Consider the following 21,449-nt stretch of genomic DNA (forward strand, 5'->3'; position numbering starts at 1 on the left):
CGAACCCCGGTTTGGCATGGCGACACCAAAAAGAGGGACAACAATGAAGATGTGGAGAAGTTTGTTTGCTTTGGGCGCCAGCTTCACGGCGCTGTCCAGTTGGGCGCAGGTCACCGATATGGCAGGGGGGCCGCGCGTCAACCAGTTGAACCTGCACACCGGCGTCACGCCCATCGCACAGGACATCGCGTGGCTGCACTGGATGATGCTGATCATCTGTACGATCATCTTCATTGGCGTATTCGGAGTGATGTTCTACTCCATCATCAGGCACCGCAAATCCAAGGGGGCGGAGCCCGCGCGCTTTCACGAACACCTGGGCGTGGAAGTGGCCTGGACCGTGATCCCGTTCCTGATCGTCATCGGCATGGCCCTGCCGGCCACCAGGACCGTGGTGGCCATGAAGGACACCACCAGCGCCGACATGACCGTCAAGGTCACCGGCTATCAGTGGAAGTGGGGCTACGAATACCTGGACGGCCCGGCCTCGGGCGTCAAGTTCCTCTCCAACCTGGCCACGCCGCGCGACCAGATCGAAGGCCGCGCGCCCATCGGCGAGAACTACCTGATGGAAGTGGACGAACCGCTGGTCGTGCCGGTCAACAAGAAGATCCGCCTGGTCCTGACCGCCGAGGACGTCATCCACTCCTGGATGGTGCCCGAGTTCGGCGTCAAGCAGGACGCCATCCCCGGCTTTCTGCGCGACACCTGGTTCCGCGCCCACAAGGCCGGCATCTACCGCGGCCAGTGCGCCGAGCTGTGCGGCAAGGACCACGCCTACATGCCGGTGGTCGTGCAGGTCCTGGAGCAGCAGGACTACGACAAATGGGTGGACGACCAGAAGAAGAAGCTGGCCGCCCAGGCGGACGATCCGAACAAGGAATGGACGGCCGATGAGCTGATCAAGCGCGGCGAACAGGTCTTCGCCCAGAACTGCGTGGCCTGCCACCAGGCCAACGGCAAGGGCATCCCCAACACCTTCCCGGCCCTGGACGGCGACGAGAAGTACGTCCTGGCGCCCATGAAGGGCCAGATCGAGACCGTGTTGAACGGCCACCCGGGCACGGCCATGGCGGCTTTCCGGGACCAGCTCAACGATGTGCAGATCGCCTCGGTCATCACCTATACCCGCAATGCATGGGGCAATGCCGGCAAGGGGCCCGACCCCGTCGTCAAGCCGGCCGATGTCAAGGCCCTGCGCTGACAGAGCGCCGCCCGCACCGCCCATCACACCGTCATTCAAGCCCTGACTCCGGTCAGGGCCCCGCAGGAAGGAGTCAAGCATGAGCAGCGTTACCGTCGACCATGTAGCGAGCCCGAGCGGACATGATGATCATCATGCCCATGCCACACCCACGGGTTGGCGCCGCTGGTTGTTCGCCACCAACCACAAAGACATCGGGACGATGTACCTGATCTTCTCGTTCGTCATGCTGCTGGAGGGCGGCGTGCTCGCGCTGCTGCTGCGCACCGAGCTGTTCCAGCCCGGCCTGCAGTTCTTCCGGCCCGAACTGTTCAACCAGTTCACCACCATGCACGGCCTGATCATGATCTTCGGGGCCATCATGCCCGCCTTCGTGGGCTTTGCGAACTGGATGATCCCGCTGCAGATCGGCGCCTCGGACATGGCCTTCGCCCGCATGAACAACTTCAGCTTCTGGCTGCTGCCGGTGGGCGCCATCCTGTTCACCACGTCCTTCTTCGTGCCCGGCGGCGCGCCGGCCGGCGGCTGGACCATGTACGCGCCCCTGTCCCTGCAGTGGGTCCGGGCATGGACTTCACCATCTTCGCGGTCCACATCCTGGGCGCCTCCTCCATCATGGGCGCCATCAACATCGTGGTGACGGTGCTGAACATGCGCGCGCCCGGCATGACCCTGATGAAGATGCCGCTGTTCTGCTGGACCTGGCTGATCACCGCCTACCTACTGATCGCCGTGATGCCCGTGCTGGCCGCCGCCGTGACCATGCTGCTCACCGACCGTCACTTCGGCACCCACTTCTTCAACGCCGCCGGCGGCGGGGACCCCGTGCTCTACCAGCACATCTTCTGGTTCTTCGGCCACCCCGAGGTCTACATCATGATCCTGCCGGCCTTTGGCATCATCTCCGCCATCGTGCCCGCCTTCTCGCGCAAGCCCCTGTTCGGCTACGCATCCATGGTGTACGCCACGGCCGCCATCGCCATCCTGTCCTTCCTGGTCTGGGCCCACCACATGTTCACCACGGGCATGCCGGTGACGGGCCAGCTGTACTTCATGTACGCCACCATGCTGATCTCCATCCCCACCGGGGTGAAGATCTTCAACTGGGTGGCCACCATGTGGCGCGGTTCGCTCTCGTTCGAGACGCCCATGCTGTTTGCGATCGGCTTCATCTTCGTGTTCACCATCGGCGGCTTCACCGGCCTGATCCTGGCCGTGGCCCCCATCGACATCGCCGTGCACGACACCTATTACGTCGTGGCCCACTTCCACTACGTGCTGGTGGCCGGTTCACTGTTCGCCCTGTTCGGCGGCGCCTACTACTGGCTGCCCAAGTGGACGGGCCGCATGTACAACGAGCGCCTGGGCAAGATCCACTTCTGGTCCACGATGATTTCCTTCAACGTGACCTTCTTCCCCATGCACTTCCTGGGCCTGGCCGGCATGCCGCGCCGCTATGTGGACTACGCCGGCCAGTTCACGGACTTCCACCAGATCGCCACCATAGGCGCATTCTGGTGCGGCCTGTCCCAGCTGCTGCTGATCTACATCGTGATCCAGGCGGCGCGCGGCAAGGGCGAGCCCGCACCCGCCAAGCCATGGGAAGGCGCGGAAGGGCTGGAATGGACGGTGCCTTCGCCCGCTCCGCACCACACTTTTGAAACGCCGCCCGTCATCAAGTAACACCGGAGGATCCAGCCATGACCCCTGAACAACGACGCCGCAATCGCCGCACCGGCTTGCTCCTGGCCCTGTTCGTGGTGGCCGTCCTGGTCTGGACCTTCCTGAAGGGCAGCCAATTCCTGGGGCAGTGACATGGATGATGATTTCCGGGACCTCTCGCGGCGCAAGCTGAGCTTTTTCCAGACCCTCAAGGCCATCGCCTGGGGGTTCTTCGGAGTGCGCCGCGGCCGCGATCACGAGCAGGACATCGCCAAGATCAACCCGGTCTACCTGATCATCGCCGCCGTCATCGCCACCGTTCTTTTCGTCGTGGGCCTGGTCATGGTGGCCCGCTGGTTCATCGGCCACGCGTCCTGATCGCATCGCTTACATTGCGCCCCCGGGGGCGAATAGGGAGAAGGAGAACAATATGCATGTCGAATCCACGGTCCATGCCTCCAAGGCGCCTTATTATTACGTGCCCGGGCTGTCGGGGCATCCGGTGCGCGCCAGCATTTCCCTCTGCCTGACCCTGCTGGGCGCCGCCACCTGGATCAACAACTGGTCCGGCGGCTTCTGGCTGTTCCTGGTGGGCATCCTGAGCTTCCTGGTGGTGCTGTACTTCTGGTTCAGCGACTCCATCCGCGAATCCGAAGGCGGACTGAACAGCGCCAGGGTGGACGTGTCCTATCGCTGGAGCATGTCCTGGTTCATCTTCTCGGAAGTGATGTTCTTCGCCGCCTTCTTCGGAGCGCTGTGGTATACCCGCGAGATCGCCACCCCGCTGCTGAGCGACCTGGATCACCGCATCCTGCTGTGGCCCGACTTCTCCGGCGCCTGGCCCAACCAGGGCCCGGCCGGAACCGTCGCCCCCTTCCAGACGGTGGGCCCTTTCTGGCTGCCCACCATCAACACCGCCCTGCTGCTGTCCTCGGGCGTCACCCTGACCATCGCCCACCACGCGCTGCGCGCCAGCAAGCGCGGCAGCGCCATCTTCTGGCTGTTCCTGACCGTGACCCTGGGCTTCATCTTCGTGGCCTGCCAGGCCTACGAATACCACCACGCCTACACGGAACTGAACCTGAAGTTCACCTCCGGCGCCTACGGCGCGCTGTTCTACATGCTGACGGGCTTTCACGGCTTTCACGTGATCATCGGCGCGACCATGCTCAGCGTCATGCTGCTGCGACTGATGCGCGGCCACTTCACGGCCGAACACCACTTCGGCTTCGAGGGCGCGGCATGGTACTGGCACTTCGTGGACGTGGTCTGGCTGGGCCTGTACCTGTACGTCTACTGGTTCTGACCCTGCGCGCCAGGCCCGGGAAACCGGGCCTGGCCGTCTTCAAGCCATGGGCACGCCCGTGCTTTCTATCCAGCCCCAGTGATGGGCCAGCAACACGAACAGGAACAGCGCCACCGACAGCCCCACCCGCCAGGTCAGCGCAAAGGCCATGCGGCTGGAATTGCCCCGATCCCGCATCAGATAGACCAGGGCCGAGCCCAGCGACGCAATAATTCCCAGAAATACCACCAGTACGAGCACACGCATTCAGCACCCCGCTTCAGGTTTCATTGATGTCCAGCAACACTCGTTTCTCTTCCCGCCGTTCCCTGCTCCCCCTGGTCTCATTGGGCCTGCTGATGATGCTGTTCGTCAGCCTGGGCCGCTGGCAGCTGGGCCGGGCCCAGGAACGCCAGACGCTGGCCCAGCAGATCGAACAGGGCCGCCGGCAAGCGCCTCTGCAAGTGGACTCCCAGGCCGCGCTGGACCGGGGCGCCCTCTGGCAGACGGTCGCGCTGCATGGATCGTGGCGCGGCGATTTAACTGTACTCCTGGACAATCGCAATTTCAAAGGCAGGCCGGGTTACTGGGTCGCCACGCCTTTCGTGCTGGACCAGGGCACCCTGGCCGGCAGCGCCATCCTGGTGCTGCGCGGCTGGCTGGCGCGCCAGCCCGGCCAGCCGCCCCGTCCGCCCGCCGCGCCCGCCGGCCCGCAAGCCATCGAAGGCGAACTGCTGGAACGCGTGCCGCGCCTGTTCGAACTGGGCGCATCCTCCCTGCCCCGGTCCCTGCCCGACCCGTCCGGCGCCGCGCCCGTGGTGCAGAACCTGACCGTGTCCGAGCTGAGCGAGCGCAGCGCCCTGCCCCTGCAGCCGCGCGTGCTGGCGCAGACCAAACCGGCCACGGAATTGCTGACCGACTGGCCTGATCCGAACATCGACTTCGAGAAGAACCGCGGCTATGCAATGCAGTGGTTCGGTTTTGCCCTGATTGCCCTGTGCGCCTGGATCGGTGTAGCGTGGAAATGGCTGCGACGCTCCAGGCCAACAACAAGGAAAACCTGACGTGGAAACGACCCAACGCCCCGCCCGCCCGCGCTCCATGACGCCGCTGTACCTGCTGCTGGCGATCAGCCTGGCTCCCGTGCTGTTCGCCCTGGCCGCCTACTACATCCCGGGCCTGGGACTGCGCCCCGACGACAGCAGCGCCTACGGCCGGCTGATCGAACCCCAGCGGCCCGTCCCGGACAACGCGGCCCTGCCGCTGCGCCGCCTGGACGGCCAGCCGTTCGATCTGCAATCGCTGCGCGGACGCTGGGTGCTGGTCAGCGCCGACGACAGCGCCTGCCCCGAGAGCTGCGTGCGCAAGCTCTTCATCCTGCGAAACTCCCATGCCAGCCAGGGAAAGAACGTGGAGCGCCTGGCCCGCGTCTGGTTCGTCACCGACCAGGGCCAGCCGACGGAACAGATACTCCAGGCCTACCAGGGCACCCACATGCTGCAGGCCGACCCGCAGCGGCTGGCCGCCTTCCTGGCGCCGCAGGCCGGCGAGGCCAGGGACGCCCTGAAGAACGGCATGTGGATCATCGATCCCAACGGCAATCTGATGATGTCCTTTCCCGGCGACGCCGACCCCCTGAAGGTGCGCAAGGACATCAGCAAGCTCCTGTACAACTCGCGCATCGGATAAGGCATGGCAGACATACGCCTACGCTATCGCAAGCTGGTCTACCTGACCTGGTTCCTGACCCTGGACCTGATCATGTTCGGCGCCTTCGTGCGCCTGACCGATTCCGGCCTGGGCTGCCCCGACTGGCCGGGCTGCTACGGCAAGCTCACGCCCCTGGGCGCGGGCGCGCACATCGAACAGGCCTACCAGGCCATGCCCTACGGCCCGGTCAGCTGGGGCAAGGCCTGGATCGAGATGATCCACCGCTACGTGGGCGCAGCGCTGGGCATGCTCATCATCGCCATTGTCTGGATGGCCTGGCGGCATCGCCGGGCGCTGGGCCATTCGGCCCGCCTGGCCACCTTCACCCTGCTGGCCGTCTGCGTGCAGGGCGCCTTCGGGGCCTGGACCGTCACCCACAAGCTCATGCCCATCATCGTCACCACCCATCTGCTGGGCGGCATGGGCGTGCTGGCCCTGATGACCTGGCTGGCGGCGCGCGAAAACCCCGGCCCGCCGGCCGCCCCGGCCACGCAACGCTGGCGGCCCTGGCTCATCGTATCGCTGCTGCTGCTGACCGTGCAGGTCGGCCTGGGCGGCTGGGTCAGCACCAATTACGCCGCCCTGGCCTGCATGGATTTCCCGCTGTGCCATGGCCAATGGATTCCCGACATGGACCTGCACGGCGGCTTCTCCCTGTTCCGCGCCCTGGGCGAACTGCCCTCGGGCGAGATGATTTCCCAGGCCGCGCTGACCGCCATCCACTGGGTCCACCGCAACATGGCCTTCGCGGTGTTCCTGCTGCTGGGCACGGTGGCCTGGAAGCTGCGCGCCGATCCGGTGCTGCGCCGGCCCGCCACCCTGGCGCTGCTGCTCCTGCTGGCGCAGCTCGTCACGGGGTTAACCACGATATTTTTCCAGTGGCCTCTTCTGATCGCCGTCCTGCATAATGGGGGAGCCGCCGGTCTGGTGCTGACCTGCGTGACCCTGCTGGTACGGCTGTCCCGCAAGTCGACTGTCCTCGAAGGAAAACAGTATGACAACCACCGCTACCCTCGCCCAAGCTTCGCTCCTGCGCCAGTATCTGGTACTGACTAAGCCCCGCGTCACCCAGCTGGCTGTCTTCTGCGCCGTCATCGGCATGTTCCTGGCCACGCCGGGACTGCCCGATCCGGGCACCGTGGTGGCCGGCACGCTGGGCATCTGGATGCTGGCCGCGGCCGCCTTCGCCATCAACTGCCTGATCGAGCGCGAGATCGACGCCCGCATGCTGCGCACCGCCCGCCGCGCCACCGCGCGCGGCGCCATCACCTCCGCCCAGGTGCTGGCCTTCTCGGGCCTGCTGGGCGGCCTGGGCATGCTGGTGCTGTATTACTGGGTCAACGCCCTGACCATGTGGCTGACGCTGGCCACCTTCATCGGCTATGCCGTCATCTACACCGTCATCCTCAAGCCCCTGACGCCGCAGAACATCGTCATCGGCGGACTGTCCGGCGCCATGCCGCCCGCCCTGGGCTGGGCCGCCGTGGCCGACTCGGTGCCCGCCGAAGCCTGGCTGCTGGTTTTGATCATCTTCATCTGGACTCCGCCCCACTTCTGGGCCCTGGCGCTGTACCGCCAGCACGACTACCAGCGCTCGGGCCTGCCCATGCTGCCCGTCACCCACGGCAAGACCTTCACCACCCTGCACGTCCTGCTCTACAGCTACATCCTGCTGGCCGGCACCATCCTGCCTTTCGTCATCCGCATGAGCGGCCCGCTGTACCTGGCCGCCGCCGTGCTGCTGGGCGCGCGCTTCATCCAGTATGCCCACCAGCTGCATCGCTGCTACAGCGACGAGCTGGCCCGCAAGCTGTTCCGGTTCTCCATCCTCTACCTGGCCTTGCTGTTCGGCGCGCTTTTACTGGATCACTGGGTTCGGTTAATCTGAGGAGATCTGACTTCCCCTTTCCCGTGTCCTCATGCTGAACCTTTCAAGCGCTGTTTCATGGCGACGCCTGCTGTTCGTCGCTTCCTTGGGCCTGCTGCTGTCCGCCTGCTCGCCCGAGCCCGCCCCGCCGGCTTTCCACGGCAGCAATATCAGCGGCTCGCACTTCGGCCAGGACCTGGAAATGGTGGACACCGAAGGCCGCACGCGCCACCTGAAGGACTACAAAGGCAAGGTGCTGGTGGTCTTCTTCGGCTTCACGCATTGTCCGGACGTCTGCCCCACCGCCCTTGCCCAGCTGGCCACGGCCCAGGAACTGCTGGGCGACGATGCCGCGCGCATGCAGGCCATCATGATCACCGTGGACCCGGAGCGCGACACGCCCGCGCTGCTGCGCGCCTACCTGAACGCCTTCAACCCCGATTTCGTGGGGCTGACGGGCAGCGCCGACCAGCTGGCCCGCACGGCGCGCTCGTTCAAGGCCTTCTACGCGCGCTCGGGCGCGCCCGGTTCAGGCCAGTACAGCATGGACCATTCCTCGTCCTTCTATGTGATCGACCAGCAAGGCGAGGCGCGCTCGCTGTTGCGCGGCGACGCCAGTCCGGAGGAAATCGCCCACGACGTGCGCCTGCTGCTGGGCTGACGCGGGTTCAGTGCGGCGCCGGCGCGCTGGCGGCGACCGGAATGCTGCTGCCCGGCTGCAGCGGGCCCACGAAACTTTCCGCCTGGCTCAAGGCCTGGGCCAGGCCGAACAGGGGCGGCAAGGGTTCGTGCTTGCGCTGCCCCGATTCAAACTCCTTCCATACCTGGTAGGCGCGCTGGCGCTGGCGCACCACGGTTTCTATCTTTTCGCGCAGCAAGGGAGCCTTGGCCAGCAAGGCGTCGAAATCGCGCTCGGTCAGCATCAGAAGGCGGCTGTAGCCCAGCGAGCGCACCTCGCCCGCATAATCCGTGTGTTCGACGAGGTTGACTTCGCCTATGGTCTCTCCCGTGCCCAGCTCCACCGTGCTGCCGTCCGGCAGGGTGGTCTCCACCGCTCCCGACGCGACGAAGTACATGGCGCGCATGCCGCCAAAGCGCAGGTGGATCTTCTGGTCCGGCAAGGCCAGGCGGGGACGCAGGCGCTTGGCCAGGCGCTGCTTGGTCTCGTCCGGAATCCCGTCGAACAAAGGAACCCGGCTGATCAGCTCTGACGCGCTCATGGCGATGTCCAGGGCCGGCCGCTTGTCCAGATAGCGCCAGCGCTGATTGATCTGCTTGACCAGGTCGGCGTACATCTCGCCGGTGATCAGCGAATGCGACAGCATTTCCCGATAGCGCGCCCGCTCCTGCGAGGCGGCGATGCGCGCCAGGTAGGACTCCTGCAGCCATTGCGCGAACACCGGATACTGCAGGGTCAGCGAGTGCATGGCGTCCTCCAGTTGCGTCAGGCGCAGCTGATGCGCCTGCACAATGGTTTCCGTGGCCTGCTGGCCCAGCAGGGGCGGCAGTTCCGTGCGCGCGAAGCGGATCAGGCGCTCGGCCACGGAACGCTTGGCGATCAGGTTGGCAAAGCGCTTGGCCAGTTCGCGGGCCAGCCAGCCCTGCACGCCCATCAGGTAATGCAGGCGCAAGGCCCAGCGGAAACCGTAGGAATAGCGCAGGTCGGCGGCAATGGCGGACTCGAAGCCCGTCAGGCCGCCCTGGCGCACCGTGTCGTTCATGCGCTCGGCCCGGCTCAGCAAGGATTCGGCCGTCTTCCAGTCCACGATCTGGGACTTGAGCAGCTCATAGAACAGCTCCACCTCGCGCGCCGACAGCATGGCCATGCCCATCTTGATCTTCTGCGCCTCGGTCAGGCTCTGGATCTGGCCGGAAGCGACGCTGGCCTGGCTGGCATCGAAGACGGTGCACAGATGCTCGGTCACCTGCGGCTTGATCTTTTCCTGGCGGGCGAGCTCTTCGGTCTTGTCGCGCAGGTCCTCCAGCGCCAGGCTCACCGCCTGATCGCGCAAGTGCCGCTCCAGCGGCGTGAGCTGGTCCAGGCCCAGCCGGTGGATCAGGGGCCGCAAAGTCATGCCGTTGACGAACAAGGTCAGCAGCACGAAACCGGTGGTGGCCACGCCGATGAACTGGCGCACCTCATGCGGCACGGCATGCTGTTCGGTCACGGCCAGGGCCAGGGCCAGCGACACGGCGCCGCGCAGACCGCCCCACAGGATGCCCATGCGGTAGGGCCGGCTGACGCGCGTGCCAAAGCGCGTACGCCCCAGCAAGGGCAGCACGCCGAACACCATGACGGCGCGCGCCAGCAGGGTGACCACGAACAGCAGGCCGATCAGGCCGACTTGCGTCCAGGTCATTTCCGCCATCATGCGCGGAATCAGCATGGCGGCGAACAGGAAGATCAGGGAATTGGCCAGGAAGCCCATCTGCGCCCAGGAGCTGGTCAGCAGCTCGAAGGTGGCGGGCGACATGCGGGTGCGGCCGGTGGAGCCCACCACCAGGCCGGAGATGACGGTGGCCACGACGCCCGATACGCCCAGGTAGTGCTCGGACACGAAGAAGGCCAGGTAGTCCAGCGCGACGGTCAGCGTGACCTCGGCCGAGGGCCAGCCGCCCAGCAGCACGAACAGGCTGCTGGCCAGGCGGCCCATCAGGTAGCCGGCCAGGGCGCCGCCCAGAAAGCTGATCAGGAAACTGTTCAGCACCGTGCCGCCCGACAGGGCGCCGCCGCCGGTCAGCACGGCCAGCAGCACCGAATACAGGGCGATGGAGGCGGCGTCGTTGAAGAGCGCCTCGCCCTCGACCAGCGTGGACAGGCGCTTGGGGGCGCCCACTTCGCGGAACACCCCGACCACGGCGACCGGGTCGGTGGTGGCGACAATGGCGCCCAGCATCAGGCATACCACCAGGCCGTAGGTCGAGGCCGCATTCAGCGCGTAGCCCACGGCAAAGGTGCAGACCACCACCGCCACCACGGCCATCATCAGGATGGGGCCTATGTCGTCCAGCAGACGCCGCAGGTTCATGGACAGCGAGGTTTCGAACAGCAGGATGGGCAGGAAAACGTAGAGAAAGGTCTCGGAGGAGATCTTGAAGGCCTGCAGGGTATCGAAAAAGTCCGACATGACCTTGGGCGCCCAGGCATGCAGGTGCAGCAATATGCCCAGCGCAAAGCCGATCAGGGCCAGCAGGACGGAATACGGCAGACGCAGGCGTCCCGCCAGCGGCGGCATGAAGGCCACCAGCGCCAGCAGGCCCGCCAAACCAAATACCAACTGCCCAATCTGCATCACAACGTCCTCTGTCATCGGCGATGAGCCGATCCGCGTAGGAGTGAATACCAGGCATGGCCGCAAGTCGGGCCGGATCGGCACGGGACGCCCCGCTCCCCGCAAGGATTAGCATAGCGCTTTTTACCTGAAGCACAGCCCGAGGCAGGGCCTTTTCTACCAAAATTTACGTTTTTTCCGTACGCGGCGGGACCTCTTTTTTTCATGGACGGCTGCGCTGGAACAAATCCGTGAGCCGGGCGAATCGCTATACTGCTACGCCATGAGCTCCCCGCGCCCTTCTCTTGACGCCGCATCCTGGCCCAGACGCCTGGGCCTGTGCCTGTTGCTGCTGGGGCTCATGCTGCGCGGCGTGGTGCCCGCGGGCTACATGCCCAGGCAGACCGAGCAGGGCTACGCCCTGACCTTCTGCCTGCCGGCCGGCCAGATCCTGTCTCCCGAGGCGGCCCGGCAATGGACCGCCCTGATGGGCGAAGAGCCCGTCCAGCACCAGGACGAGGCCACCACCAGCGCCACCTGCCCATTCGCCATGATGCTGCAGGCGGCCCTGAGCCCCGCTCCGCTCGCCGCCCTGCCTCCCCTGCACAGCGGCCGTTTCCGGCCTCTGCTGCTGCCGGTCCTGGAACCGATCCCGGACCAGGCCTTCATCCGCGGCCCGCCCGTGGGCCAGCGCGCCCGCCTTCTCTTCTTCCTGCCTGACTTCCCGCGCCCGGCTCGCGCCGTGCGCCCTTTCTATTCGACGCCCCTGCCTTGCGAACCGTTCGCAGGGAGACCGGCGTTCCCTGGAATTCCGTCATGAAGAATACATGTGCTCCCGGCCTGATCAGCGCCGCCGTCCTGGCCTGCCTGTCCCATCCCGCCGCCGCCCAGACCCCGCCCGTCGAACAGCTGAGCCCCATCGTCGTCACCGGCGTGACGCCCGAAACACCGCTGCTGTTCAGCACCAATCCCAAGCTGCCGCGCCTGCCCTTGCCCGCCAGCGACGGCGCAGACTACCTGAAGACCATCCCCGGCTTCACCGCCATACGCAACGGCGGCAGCAACGGCGATCCCGTGCTGCGCGGCATGTTCGGCTCGCGCCTGGCCATCCTGGCCAACGGCAGCGCCATGCCCGGCGCCTGCCCGGCCCGGATGGACGCCCCGACCTCCTACATTTCTCCGCAATCCTTCGACGAGCTGACCATCATCAAGGGCCCGCAAAGCGTGCGCTGGGGACCCGGCGCCTCCGCCGGCACCGTGCGCCTCGAGCGCAAGCCGCCCGCTTTCACGGAACCGGACGCCACGCTGGAAGCCAGCCTGCTGGGTGGCTCCTGGGGCCGCCATGCCGGTGCGGCGGACTTTGCGGCCGGCAATGCGTCCTACTACACGCGCCTGACCGTCAACCGGGACCGGGCGCAGGACTATAGCGACGGCGACGGCGAACGCGTGCCCTCGCGCTGGAAAAAATGGAATGCGGACGTCTCGGTTGGCCTGACGCCCGACCCGGACACGCTGCTGGAGCTGAGCGCCGGAACCGGCGATGGCTACGCCCGCTACGCCGGGCGCGGCATGGACGGCACGCGTTTCAAGCGCGAGAGCCTGGGCATGCGCTTCAAGAAAGACATGGACCAGGGCCTGCTGCGCAATGTCGAAGCCCAGCTCTACTACAACTACGCCGATCACGTCATGGACAACCATGAGCTGCGCCCCTTCAAGCCGGGCGGCGGCATGTCCATGCCCATGGCGTCCAACGTGGACAGGCTGACCTGGGGCGCGCGCCTCAGCGCGGACTGGACGCTGCGCGAAAAGCTGACCCTGACCACCGGCCTGGACCTGCAGCGCAGCCGCCACCGCAAGCGCAGCGCCATGGGACGCCAGGACTATCGCGACCAGCCCTGGATCAAGGATGCGGAGTTCGACAATCTGGGCGTGTTCACGGAAGCCCGCTGGGAGCTGGCCGACGGCTACCGCCTGGCGGGCGGCGCGCGGCTGGACCGGGCAGGAGCCAAGGACCTGCGCCCTACCCTGGGCAGCGGCATGATGAACATGACCAACCCCGGCGCCGGCGTGCGCCGGCGCGAGACCCTGCCCAGCGGTTTTCTGCGCCTGGAACACGATCTGGAATCCGTGCCGCTGAGCCTGTATGCCGGTCTGGGCCATGTGCAGCGCATGCCGGACTACTGGGAGCTGATTTCCCCCCAGCGCGGCCCGCAGGGCAGCGCCAGCGCCTTCCTGGGCGTGCGGCCTGAAAAGACCACTCAGCTGGACATAGGCGCGCAGTACAAGGGCGAGACCCTGTCGGCCTGGGCCTCGGCCTATGCCGGCCATATCCAGGACTACATCCTGTTCGACTACCCATCCGGCGGCATGATGGGCGCCGGCGCCCAGGCGCGCAATGTGCAGGCCCGCATCATGGGTGCGGAACTGGGCGCGGACGTTCAGGTCGGCCGGAACTGGAAGCTGGGCGCCGCCCTGGCCTACGCCTGGGGCCGCAACCGCAGCGACGGCCGCCCCCTGCCGCAGATGCCGCCGCTGGACCTGCGCCTGAACGCCGATTACACGCGCGGCGCCTGGTCGGCGGGCGGCGTCTGGCGCCTGGTGGCCGCCCAGAACCACTACGCGAGCGGCCAGGGCAATGTGGTGGGGTATGACTTCGGGCCGACCGGCGGTTTCGGCACCGTGTCCCTGTATGGAGGCTACAAGGTCAACCGACATCTGGCATTGACGGCGGGCGTGGACAATGTGTTCGACAAGACTTACAGCGAACACCTGAACCTGGCCGGCAACAGCGGCTTCGGCTACGCCGCGGCGACCCGCTTCAACGATCCGGGGCGCACGGTCTGGCTGAAGGCGGCCCTGTCGTTCTAAGGCCGGCTGCACCGGGCGGGACATCCGCCCGGCGCGGGCAAAAAAAAAGGGACACCCTTGCTGGTGTCCCGTAAACATCCGCTTCAAAAGGGAGGGGAAGAGGAGAAGCCGAAGCGGACGACATATGCTGGAATGCGTAGGTGGCAATAATCAGCACATGTATTGTTTAGTCCGCCGTGAGGCGCTTAAGTTCTTCGATTTCCCGCAAAAGATGTAACTGTTTGAGTCTTAAACCGATCCGGCCAGGGCCAGGCGCAGCTTCTTGAATGCGGCGGACTCGATCTGGCGGATACGCTCGGCCGACACGCCGTATTCGGCGGCCAGTTCGTGCAGCGTGGCGCCGCCCTCATCCTGCAGCCAGCGGGCGCGCACGATGCGTTGGGAACGTTCGTCCAGCGCGGCTATGGCTTCCTCCAGGCCGCTGCCCTCCAGCATGTCCCGGGCGCGACGCTCCAGCACCTGCGAAGGTTCCTCGTGGCCGTCGTCGGACAGGTAGGAAATGGGCGCAAAGCTCTCGTCGTCGTCGCTGGGCGCTTCCAGAGCCAGGTCGTGGCCCGACAGGCGCACTTCCATTTCGCTGACATCCTGCGGACGCACGTCCAGTTCGCGGGCGATCTCGTCCACCTGTGCCGAGTCCAGCGTCTGGCCGTCGGGCCGCATGCGGCGCAGGTTGAAGAACAGCTTGCGCTGGGCCTTGGTGGTGGCGACCTTGACCATGCGCCAGTTGCGCACCACGTATTCGTGGATTTCGGCCTTGATCCAGTGCACGGCGAAAGACACCAGGCGGACCCCGCGATCGGGATCGAAGCGCTTGACGGCTTTCATCAGGCCCACATTGCCTTCCTGGATCAGGTCGGCGTGCGGCAGGCCATAGCCCAGGTACTGGCGGGAAATGGAAACCACCAGGCGCAGGTGCGACATGATCAGTTCACGGGCCGCGTCCAGGTCCCCCTTGTCGCGCAGGCGCTGGCCCAGTTCTGTCTCGCGCTCGGCGCTGAGCAGCGGCAGGCGGTTGACGGCGGAAATATACGCTTCAATGGTACCCAGAGCGCCTGGATTGGAGACCGCAGCGACGAGTTCATTACCAGACGCCAGGGCCAACGCGTTCGCTTGTTGTGTCATGGAAAATCCTTCAAAAGTCGGCCGGCGGGAACAAGAAGCTCAAACACGCACCGGACGAAACGTATATCGATGTTGATCTCAGTTTAGCACTCTGGCGTGGGGAGTGCTAAAAAATTGCAATACAGGATTAGGAGCCCCTCAGCAAGAAAAAGTTCCAGCCGGAGGGCAAAAAACAACCCGTCCACAGCACGCCCCGCCACGGGCTGGAAATAAAAAACAGGCAGGGCAAGCCCTGCCTGTCCGCAGCTTAGCGCCCTTATAAAACAAAAACATGACAGGGCGCTACGCCATCCTTCACATCCTCACAGCCGCTCAGCGTGAAAGCGCATGTGGTCCTGGATGAAGGTGGAAATGAAGTAATAACCATGGTCGTACCCTTCGTGGCGGCGCAGCGTGAGCGGCTGTTCAGCCCGCTCGCAACCAGCAGAACTCCGACGTATGGGGTCGTCGGCAGCGTCGGGTGTGTATAAGAGACAGCTCAGGCCCTGATCCACCAGGATGCCGGCAGGGTATGGCGCGCTGGCTTCCGCCATCAGCACGCTGGCATCATGCGCCTCCCAGGCCTGGCGGTTCTGTCCCAGATAGGCGCCGAAGGCTTTTTCTCCCCAAGGGCAGCGAGTGGGCGCGGCGATGGGCGCGAAAGCGGATACGGAGCGGTACTGGCCCGGGTGGCGCAAGGCCAGCGTCAGGGCGCCATGCCCGCCCATGGAATGGCCGAAGATGCCGGCGCGCGCCGCATCGCCGGGCAGCACCGTGGTCGCCAGCTCGAACAGCTCGCGCGCCACATAGCTCTCCATGCGATAGTGTGTGCTCCAGCCCGGCTCGGTGGCGTCCAGGTAGAAGCCCGCCCCTGTTCCCAGATCCCAGCCCTCGTCTTCCCCGGGCACGCCCGCGCCGCGCGGGCTGGTGTCCGGCGCCACCAGCATGATGCCGTGCTCGGCGGCGTAGCGCTGAGCGCCGGCTTTGATCATGAAGGTTTCTTCGGTGCAGGTCAGGCCCGCCAGGAAGAACAGCACGGGCACGCGGCCCTGGCCCACTGCCTGCTCCAGGCTCGCCGCCCCCTTGTGCGCCTTGGCCTGCAGCTGCGGCGGCAGATAAACGGAAAAGCGCATGGGCAGGCCGATCGCCTGCGACGCATGTTGGTAATAGCGCTGCCAGCCATCGAAGCAGCGGTGTTCGTTCAACAGTTCCAGTTCCTGTGTCATAGCCCTCTCTTGGTAGGATGTCGTCTCCGGCTTTCCGCCAGGGCGGCGCAAGCGCGCAGCCAGACGGCGCCAAGCCATAATGTATAGAGCTATCGACTCAAAGGCCAGCGGCCCGGGCTTTTTCGCCTAGATGAGGAACGCCGCCGGCCCGCGTATCACCGTCGCGAACGGCAAGGCCGGCGCGAAGGCGCGCGGTCAATACAAGGACGATTTCCCCGTCAGCAGCACGCCCAGCCGCAGCATGCCATACGCCAGGTAGTCCACCAGGCGGCTCAGCGGCCCCAGACTGCGGTACTGCGCCGCGGTCACCTGCCTGGAACAATCGCGAATCTCGCGCTCCAGGCGCCGGCGCAGGTCGGCGGAAAAGCCGGCGTCATCGATCAGCACATTGGCTTCGCGGGCCAGCAGCAGGCTGAATGGGTCCAGGTTGGACGAGCCCACCATCGAGTAGTCGTCCACGACCGCCACCTTGGCATGCAGGTAGCTGGCGTTGTATTCGTAGAGCTCGATCCCGTCGTCCAGCAACTGCCCATACATGTAGCGGCAGGCCCGATACTGCAGGAAATACTCGTCGTGACCCTGCAGCAGCAGCCGCACCCGTATCCCGCGCGCCGCGGTCTTTTCAAGCTGGCGGCGCAGCTTGCGGCCGGGGAAGAAGTAGGCATTGGCCAGGATCACGTCCTGGCGGGCGGTCGCGAGCAGGTGCAGATAGGCTTTCTCGATCTGCTGGCGGTATCGCACATTGTCGCGCAGCAGCAAAGTGGCGCGCAGCCCCTTCTCGGCCGGCGGGTGTCGGGGCATCCAGCTCCGGCGCCGCTGCTGCTGCCGGAGCCACCACTGCAAGAAGCGCTGGGTGAAGCTTTCCCAATCGTCGCGCCGGCGCCAGGCCATGCGCAGCCACAAGGCCTGCTGCGCACGTACCATGTCGTCCACGATGGGGCCCTCGCAGCGCACGGCGAAATCAAAGCGCTGGATTGGTCCGTCCGTCCAGCAAGGGAACGTCGTCGAAATCGTCCAGGATATTGATACCGCCCACGAAACCGATGCGCTCGTCCACCACCAGCACCTTGCGATGCAGGCGGCGCAGACGGCGCAAGGACAGGCGCGGTTCGCGCCAGCCGCGCGGCTTGGGCCTGTAGATGCGGTAGCGGGCGCGCATGGCGCGCAACTGCTCGCCGATCTGCAGGGCATGGCGATCGCTGCCGAAGCCGTCGATCACCACGCGCACGCGCACACCCCGGGCGCTGGCCTCGCGCAGGGCCTCCAGCACGCTGTGTCCGCTGTCATCCAGGTTGAAGATGTAGGTTTCCAGATGGATGCTGTGCTGCGCCTGGGCAATGGCCCGGCAAATGGCCGGGAAGAAATCCTGGCCATTCTGCAGCAGGGTAATCCGGTTGCCGTCGTGCCAGACGGGGTTGCGCTTGAGGCGGGGCATGGCGGTGATCGGCCTGGCAGTTGCGCCGTCAGACGGACGGGCCCGTCAGGGCAGCTCCAGTTCGGTCAGGATGGGCGCGTGATCCGAAAGCTGCTTCCACGGATCGCCGACCAGCACGCGGGCATTGCGCACGGCAAAGCCCCGCTGGTAGACGCGGTCCAGGCGCAGCCAGGGAAAGACCGCGGGAAAGGTGCGCGGCGGCGGCGTCATGCGGGCCGCGCCGTTGACGCCGAGCTGGATGCTGCCGGCGGACGGCTGGATGACGCCCTGGCGCAAGGTGCGCAGCCAGTTGATGGGCCGGCGCAAGCGGAAACGGTGATCCACCTGGCCCTGAGGGGAAAAGGAAAAGACTTCGTACAGGTTGAGCTGCTGCACGAAGATGGGCGCCAGGCGGTTGTTCCAGTCGTTGAAGTCCCCGGCGATGAGCAAGGGCTCGTCCGCCGGCACGATGCGCTTGATGCGGTCCAGCAGGGCCTGGATCTGGCGCACGCGGCCGTTGTTGAACAGGCCCAGGTGCACCACGATGCAGTGCACGGGCCGACCGTCGACCTGGATGACCGCATGCAGCAGGCCGCGCTGCTCCAGGCGATGGTCCGAGATGTCCTGGTTTTCGTATTGCAGGATGGGAAAGCGCGACAGCAGCGCATTGCCGTGGTCGGTATGCTGGCGCACCACGTTGCAGCCATAGGCCGTATGCATGCGCAGCGCCGCCGCCAGGGATTCGTGCTGCGCGTCCAGGCTGCCCTGCAACTGGTTGCGGCCCTGCACTTCCTGCAGGAAAAGCAAGTCGGGGGACAGGCCGTAGAGCCCCAGGCGCAGGTCTGCCAGGGACTCGCGCTTGCCGGAGGCTGACCGGACCTTGTGGATGTTGTAGCTGACTACCCGTATCACCGACACGTCGTCCCCCTACATAGGCTTACTTGTTTTCGACAGCTCGCAGGCGGATGTGCAACTCGCGCAACTGTTTCTCGTCCACGGCCGACGGCGCCTGGGTCAGCAGGCACTGGGCGCGCTGCGTCTTGGGGAAGGCGATGACGTCGCGGATGGAGTCGGGGCCCGCCATCATGGTGACCAGACGATCCAGGCCCAGGGCCAGGCCGCCGTGAGGCGGGGCGCCGTACTGCAGCGCGTCCAGCAGGAAGCCGAACTTGAGCTGCGCTTCCTCGGCGTCGATCTTCAGGGCGCGGAACACCTTGCTCTGCACATCGGCGCGGTGGATACGGACCGAGCCGCCGCCGATTTCCCAACCGTTCAGCACCATGTCGTAGGCCTTGGCGAAAGCCTTGCCCGGATCGGTCTCGAGCAGGTCCTCGTGGCCGTCCTTCGGGCTGGTGAAGGGATGGTGCGCGGCCGTGTAGCGGTTTTCTTCCTCGTCGTACTCGAACATGGGGAAGTCCACCACCCACAGCGGCTTCCAGCCGTTTTCGACCAGGCCGTGCTCCTTGCCGAAATCGCTGTGGCCGATCTTGATGCGCAGCGCGCCGATGGCGTCGTTGACCACCTTGGTCTTGTCCGCGCCGAAGAAGATCAGGTCGCCGTCCTGGGCGCCGGTGCGCGCGATCAGTTGCTTGAGCGCATCCACGTGGATGTTCTTGACGATGGGCGACTGCAGGCCTTCGGGAATGGAGGCGGCGTCGTTGACCTTGATGTAGGCCAGGCCCTTGGCCCCGTAGATGCCCACGAACTTGGTGTAGGCGTCGATCTCGCTGCGAGGCATGGCGCCGCCGCCGGGCACGCGCAGGGCGACCACGCGGCAGGCCGGATCATTGGCGGGCGCGGAGAACACCTTGAAGTCCACGTCGCGCATCAGATCGGCCACGTCCACGAATTCCAGCTTGACGCGCAGGTCGGGCTTGTCCGAACCGAAGCGCTGCATGGCCTCGGACCAGCTCATGGTGGGGAAAGGCTGGGGCAGCTCGACCTGCTGCACCTTCTGGAAGATGTGGCGCACCATGCCTTCGAAGATCGCGCGGATCTCGACTTCGTTCAGGAAGGAGGTCTCGCAGTCGATCTGGGTGAATTCAGGCTGGCGGTCGGCGCGCAGGTCCTCGTCGCGGAAGCACTTGGTGATCTGGTAGTAGCGGTCAAAGCCCGACACCATCAGCATCTGCTTGAACAGCTGAGGGGACTGCGGCAGGGCGAAGAACTGGCCGGCGTTCACGCGCGACGGGACCAGATAGTCGCGGGCGCCTTCGGGCGTGCTCTTGGTGAGCATGGGGGTTTCGATGTCGATGAAGCCCAGCTCGTCCAGGAACTTGCGCGCTTCCATGGTGACCTTGTAGCGCAGCATCAGGTTGTTCTGCATCTGCGGGCGGCGCAGGTCCAGCACGCGATGCGTCAGGCGCGTGGTCTCGGACAGGTTGTCGTCATCCAGCTGGAAGGGAGGCGTCACCGAGGCGTTCAGGATCTCGATCTCGTCGCAGATGATTTCGATCTCGCCCGAGCGCAGATCGGGGTTGACGGTGCCTTCGGGACGGGCCTGGATGCGACCGGTGATGCGCAGGCAATATTCATTGCGGATGCGTTCGGCGATTTCGAAGGCCTGCACGTTGTCGGGATTGACCACCACCTGGGCCAGGCCGGCACGGTCGCGCAGATCGATGAAAATCACACCCCCGTGGTCGCGGCGACGATGTACCCAGCCAAACAAATTGACCGTCTGGCCCAGGTATTCTTTGGAAACCTCGCCGGTATAACACGTACGCATCTAGGATGACTCCGAAATAGTAGTAAAGACTGCAAATTGGAAAGTTCAGGCCCCGGTCAGCGGCGGCGCCCCGTCGGGGCCGCCCGGCTGGTCCAGGGCCGCGGGCAGGGAGGCAGGCTCGGGAGGCACCACCACGCCCATGGAAACAATGTATTTAAGCGCGGCGTCCACCGTCATGTCGAGCTTGCGTACGTCCGCACGCGGCATCATCAGGAAAAAACCCGATGTGGGGTTGGGCGTGGTGGGAACATAGACGCTGACGAAGTCGCCCTCCAGCATCCGGGCCACTTCGCCGCCCGGCGCTCCGGTCAGGAAGGCGATGGTCCAGGAGCCGGCCCGGGGATACTGCACCAGGACCGCTTCGCGAAACGCCTGGCCGTCCGGCGCGAGCACGGTGTCGCTGACTTGCTTGACCGAATTATAAATCGAACGCACCAAAGGGATGCGTCCGAGCAGCAATTCCCAGCGTCCACCACGGCGCGGCCCAGGTAGTTGGCCGCCAGCAGACCGGTGCCGAACAGCACCGCCAGCACCAGCAGGATGCGAAAGCCGGGAATGCGCAGGCCGAACAGGGCCTGCGAGGACAGGAACTCCGGCACGACGCTTTCAAGCGTTTCGATCAGCAGGGTGATCACCCAGACGGTGATGACCAGGGGCACCCAGATCAGCAGGCCTGTGACGAAGTAGCGCTTGAAGGGACGCATGCCGGAGACGCGATCACGTGGAGGTGGAAGACGACGAAGAACCGCTGTCGGAAGGCTTGCTGCCGCCGCCCTGGTTGCGGAAATCCGTGACGTACCAGCCCGAACCCTTGAGCTGGAACCCTGCCGCCGTCACCTGTTTGCCAAAGGTAGGCTGGCCGCATTCGGGACAGACTTCCAGGACAGGATCCGACATTTTCTGCAGTACGTCTTTTTCGTATTGGCACGCGCTGCATTTGTACGAGTAAATAGGCACGACTCAATCCTAACAAAAAGCCGAAACAAACTTTGAAATGAAAAACGCTGGCCTGATCCGCAAGGAACAGGCCAGGGGCGCTTCCGCCGTGATTTTAGCCCTTTTGGCCGTCAGTGGCACTGATCATCGGCCAGAACGGGGCCTGGGCGCAACGG

General features: G+C 65.4%; 18 protein-coding genes and 3 pseudogenes. 12 read left to right on the plus strand and 9 right to left on the minus strand.

Annotation, left to right across the window (positions count from 1 at the left end; all coding sequences use genetic code 11):
- Positions 1-43: 43 nt before the first annotated feature.
- The 5 genes and pseudogenes from coxB to ACWPWO_RS15705 all read left to right on the plus strand — a co-directional run bounded on the left by coxB (position 44) and on the right by ACWPWO_RS15705 (position 4,172).
- On the plus strand, positions 44-1,204 hold the full coding sequence (gene coxB / locus ACWPWO_RS15685) for a cytochrome c oxidase subunit II (protein WP_394062605.1): 1,161 nt from the start codon (positions 44-46) through the stop codon (positions 1,202-1,204).
- A 79-nt stretch (positions 1,205-1,283) separates the two neighbouring features.
- A pseudogene (gene ctaD / locus ACWPWO_RS15690) lies at positions 1,284-2,887 on the plus strand (cytochrome c oxidase subunit I).
- Positions 2,888-2,904: 17 nt separating this feature from the next.
- Positions 2,905-3,018 carry a cytochrome oxidase small assembly protein gene (locus ACWPWO_RS15695; RefSeq protein ID WP_454007363.1) on the plus strand — a complete coding sequence of 38 codons (114 nt, stop codon included), beginning with the start codon at positions 2,905-2,907 and terminating at the stop codon, positions 3,016-3,018.
- A 1-nt stretch (position 3,019) separates the two neighbouring features.
- Entirely contained in the window at positions 3,020-3,244 is a 225-nt protein-coding gene (locus ACWPWO_RS15700; protein ID WP_454007364.1) for a DUF2970 domain-containing protein, read from the plus strand.
- Positions 3,245-3,296: 52 nt separating this feature from the next.
- A complete protein-coding gene (locus ACWPWO_RS15705; protein WP_454007365.1) occupies positions 3,297-4,172 on the plus strand; it encodes a cytochrome c oxidase subunit 3 in 876 nt (291 codons plus the stop codon).
- 39 nt (positions 4,173-4,211) lie between these two features.
- Here the strand turns inward: ACWPWO_RS15705 and ACWPWO_RS15710 are convergent, their stop codons facing one another.
- Entirely contained in the window at positions 4,212-4,418 is a 207-nt protein-coding gene (locus ACWPWO_RS15710) for a twin transmembrane helix small protein (RefSeq protein ID WP_394062615.1), read from the minus strand.
- 26 nt (positions 4,419-4,444) lie between these two features.
- Between ACWPWO_RS15710 and ACWPWO_RS15715 the strand changes: the two genes are divergently transcribed.
- From ACWPWO_RS15715 to ACWPWO_RS15735, 5 genes are read left to right on the plus strand one after another with little or no spacing between them, the layout of a single operon-like run.
- Complete coding sequence (locus ACWPWO_RS15715) at positions 4,445-5,215, plus strand: SURF1 family protein (RefSeq protein WP_454007366.1); 771 nt, start codon at positions 4,445-4,447, stop codon at positions 5,213-5,215.
- Between the two features lie 37 nt (positions 5,216-5,252).
- Complete coding sequence (locus ACWPWO_RS15720; RefSeq protein ID WP_454007510.1) at positions 5,253-5,840, plus strand: SCO family protein; 588 nt, start codon at positions 5,253-5,255, stop codon at positions 5,838-5,840.
- Positions 5,841-5,843: 3 nt separating this feature from the next.
- Positions 5,844-6,917 (plus strand): COX15/CtaA family protein, encoded by a 1,074-nt coding sequence (locus tag ACWPWO_RS15725; RefSeq protein ID WP_454007367.1) that lies wholly within the window; start codon positions 5,844-5,846, stop codon positions 6,915-6,917.
- A complete protein-coding gene (cyoE, locus tag ACWPWO_RS15730) occupies positions 6,856-7,749 on the plus strand; it encodes a heme o synthase (RefSeq protein WP_454007368.1) in 894 nt (297 codons plus the stop codon). The genes ACWPWO_RS15725 and cyoE overlap by 62 nt, the downstream gene beginning before the upstream one ends.
- A 31-nt stretch (positions 7,750-7,780) precedes the next feature.
- Positions 7,781-8,389, plus strand: coding sequence for an SCO family protein (locus ACWPWO_RS15735; RefSeq protein ID WP_394062623.1), 609 nt, complete (start codon positions 7,781-7,783; stop codon positions 8,387-8,389).
- Between the two features lie 7 nt (positions 8,390-8,396).
- Here ACWPWO_RS15735 and ACWPWO_RS15740 read toward each other — a convergent pair whose 3' ends face one another.
- Positions 8,397-11,021 carry a cation:proton antiporter gene (locus ACWPWO_RS15740; protein ID WP_454007511.1) on the minus strand — a complete coding sequence of 875 codons (2,625 nt, stop codon included), beginning with the start codon at positions 11,019-11,021 and terminating at the stop codon, positions 8,397-8,399.
- 262 nt (positions 11,022-11,283) lie between these two features.
- Here ACWPWO_RS15740 and ACWPWO_RS15745 point away from each other — a divergent pair, with 262 nt between their 5' ends.
- Entirely contained in the window at positions 11,284-11,820 is a 537-nt protein-coding gene (locus ACWPWO_RS15745) for a DUF2946 family protein (RefSeq protein ID WP_454007369.1), read from the plus strand.
- Positions 11,817-13,868 (plus strand): TonB-dependent copper receptor, encoded by a 2,052-nt coding sequence (locus tag ACWPWO_RS15750; protein ID WP_454007370.1) that lies wholly within the window; start codon positions 11,817-11,819, stop codon positions 13,866-13,868. The genes ACWPWO_RS15745 and ACWPWO_RS15750 overlap by 4 nt, the downstream gene beginning before the upstream one ends.
- 228 nt (positions 13,869-14,096) lie before the next feature.
- On the opposite strand, the gene rpoH is transcribed toward ACWPWO_RS15750, so the two are convergent.
- The 7 genes and pseudogenes from rpoH to ACWPWO_RS15785 all read right to left on the minus strand — a co-directional run bounded on the left by rpoH (position 14,097) and on the right by ACWPWO_RS15785 (position 21,294).
- Entirely contained in the window at positions 14,097-14,990 is an 894-nt protein-coding gene (rpoH, locus tag ACWPWO_RS15755; RefSeq protein WP_394062629.1) for an RNA polymerase sigma factor RpoH, read from the minus strand.
- Positions 14,991-15,292: 302 nt separating this feature from the next.
- Positions 15,293-16,195, minus strand: a complete 903-nt coding sequence (gene fghA, locus ACWPWO_RS15760; protein WP_454007371.1) for an S-formylglutathione hydrolase — start codon at positions 16,193-16,195, stop codon at positions 15,293-15,295.
- A gap of 195 nt (positions 16,196-16,390) precedes the next feature.
- Positions 16,391-17,630, minus strand: a pseudogene (clsB, locus tag ACWPWO_RS15765) (cardiolipin synthase ClsB).
- 45 nt (positions 17,631-17,675) lie between these two features.
- Entirely contained in the window at positions 17,676-18,527 is an 852-nt protein-coding gene (locus ACWPWO_RS15770) for an endonuclease/exonuclease/phosphatase family protein (RefSeq protein WP_454007372.1), read from the minus strand.
- Positions 18,528-18,546: 19 nt separating this feature from the next.
- Complete coding sequence (gene aspS, locus ACWPWO_RS15775; RefSeq protein WP_454007373.1) at positions 18,547-20,337, minus strand: aspartate--tRNA ligase; 1,791 nt, start codon at positions 20,335-20,337, stop codon at positions 18,547-18,549.
- 45 nt (positions 20,338-20,382) lie between these two features.
- Positions 20,383-21,041 (minus strand): annotated as a pseudogene (locus ACWPWO_RS15780) (DUF502 domain-containing protein).
- 13 nt (positions 21,042-21,054) lie between these two features.
- Entirely contained in the window at positions 21,055-21,294 is a 240-nt protein-coding gene (locus ACWPWO_RS15785) for an FmdB family zinc ribbon protein (RefSeq protein WP_454007374.1), read from the minus strand.
- Positions 21,295-21,449 lie beyond the last annotated feature (155 nt).

It is taken from the genome of Alcaligenes sp. Marseille-Q7550, assembly GCF_965112015.1.

Bases quoted from the DNA above. Each gene is read 5' to 3' on its own strand.
- ACWPWO_RS15705 (WP_454007365.1), top strand. From the start codon at position 3,297: ATGCATGTCGAATCCACGGTCCATGCCTCCAAGGCGCCTTATTATTAC.
- ACWPWO_RS15725 (WP_454007367.1), top strand. From the start codon at position 5,844: ATGGCAGACATACGCCTACGCTATCGCAAGCTGGTCTACCTGACCTGG.
- ACWPWO_RS15720 (WP_454007510.1), top strand. From the start codon at position 5,253: ATGACGCCGCTGTACCTGCTGCTGGCGATCAGCCTGGCTCCCGTGCTG.
- rpoH (WP_394062629.1), bottom strand. From the start codon at position 14,990: ATGACACAACAAGCGAACGCGTTGGCCCTGGCGTCTGGTAATGAACTC.
- ACWPWO_RS15715 (WP_454007366.1), top strand. From the start codon at position 4,445: ATGTCCAGCAACACTCGTTTCTCTTCCCGCCGTTCCCTGCTCCCCCTG.
- ACWPWO_RS15695 (WP_454007363.1), top strand. From the start codon at position 2,905: ATGACCCCTGAACAACGACGCCGCAATCGCCGCACCGGCTTGCTCCTG.
- ACWPWO_RS15700 (WP_454007364.1), top strand. From the start codon at position 3,020: ATGGATGATGATTTCCGGGACCTCTCGCGGCGCAAGCTGAGCTTTTTC.
- ACWPWO_RS15710 (WP_394062615.1), bottom strand. From the start codon at position 4,418: ATGCGTGTGCTCGTACTGGTGGTATTTCTGGGAATTATTGCGTCGCTG.
- cyoE (WP_454007368.1), top strand. From the start codon at position 6,856: ATGACAACCACCGCTACCCTCGCCCAAGCTTCGCTCCTGCGCCAGTAT.
- fghA (WP_454007371.1), bottom strand. From the start codon at position 16,195: ATGACACAGGAACTGGAACTGTTGAACGAACACCGCTGCTTCGATGGC.
- ACWPWO_RS15740 (WP_454007511.1), bottom strand. From the start codon at position 11,021: ATGCAGATTGGGCAGTTGGTATTTGGTTTGGCGGGCCTGCTGGCGCTG.
- ACWPWO_RS15745 (WP_454007369.1), top strand. From the start codon at position 11,284: ATGAGCTCCCCGCGCCCTTCTCTTGACGCCGCATCCTGGCCCAGACGC.
- aspS (WP_454007373.1), bottom strand. From the start codon at position 20,337: ATGCGTACGTGTTATACCGGCGAGGTTTCCAAAGAATACCTGGGCCAG.
- ACWPWO_RS15735 (WP_394062623.1), top strand. From the start codon at position 7,781: ATGCTGAACCTTTCAAGCGCTGTTTCATGGCGACGCCTGCTGTTCGTC.
- ACWPWO_RS15750 (WP_454007370.1), top strand. From the start codon at position 11,817: ATGAAGAATACATGTGCTCCCGGCCTGATCAGCGCCGCCGTCCTGGCC.
- coxB (WP_394062605.1), top strand. From the start codon at position 44: ATGAAGATGTGGAGAAGTTTGTTTGCTTTGGGCGCCAGCTTCACGGCG.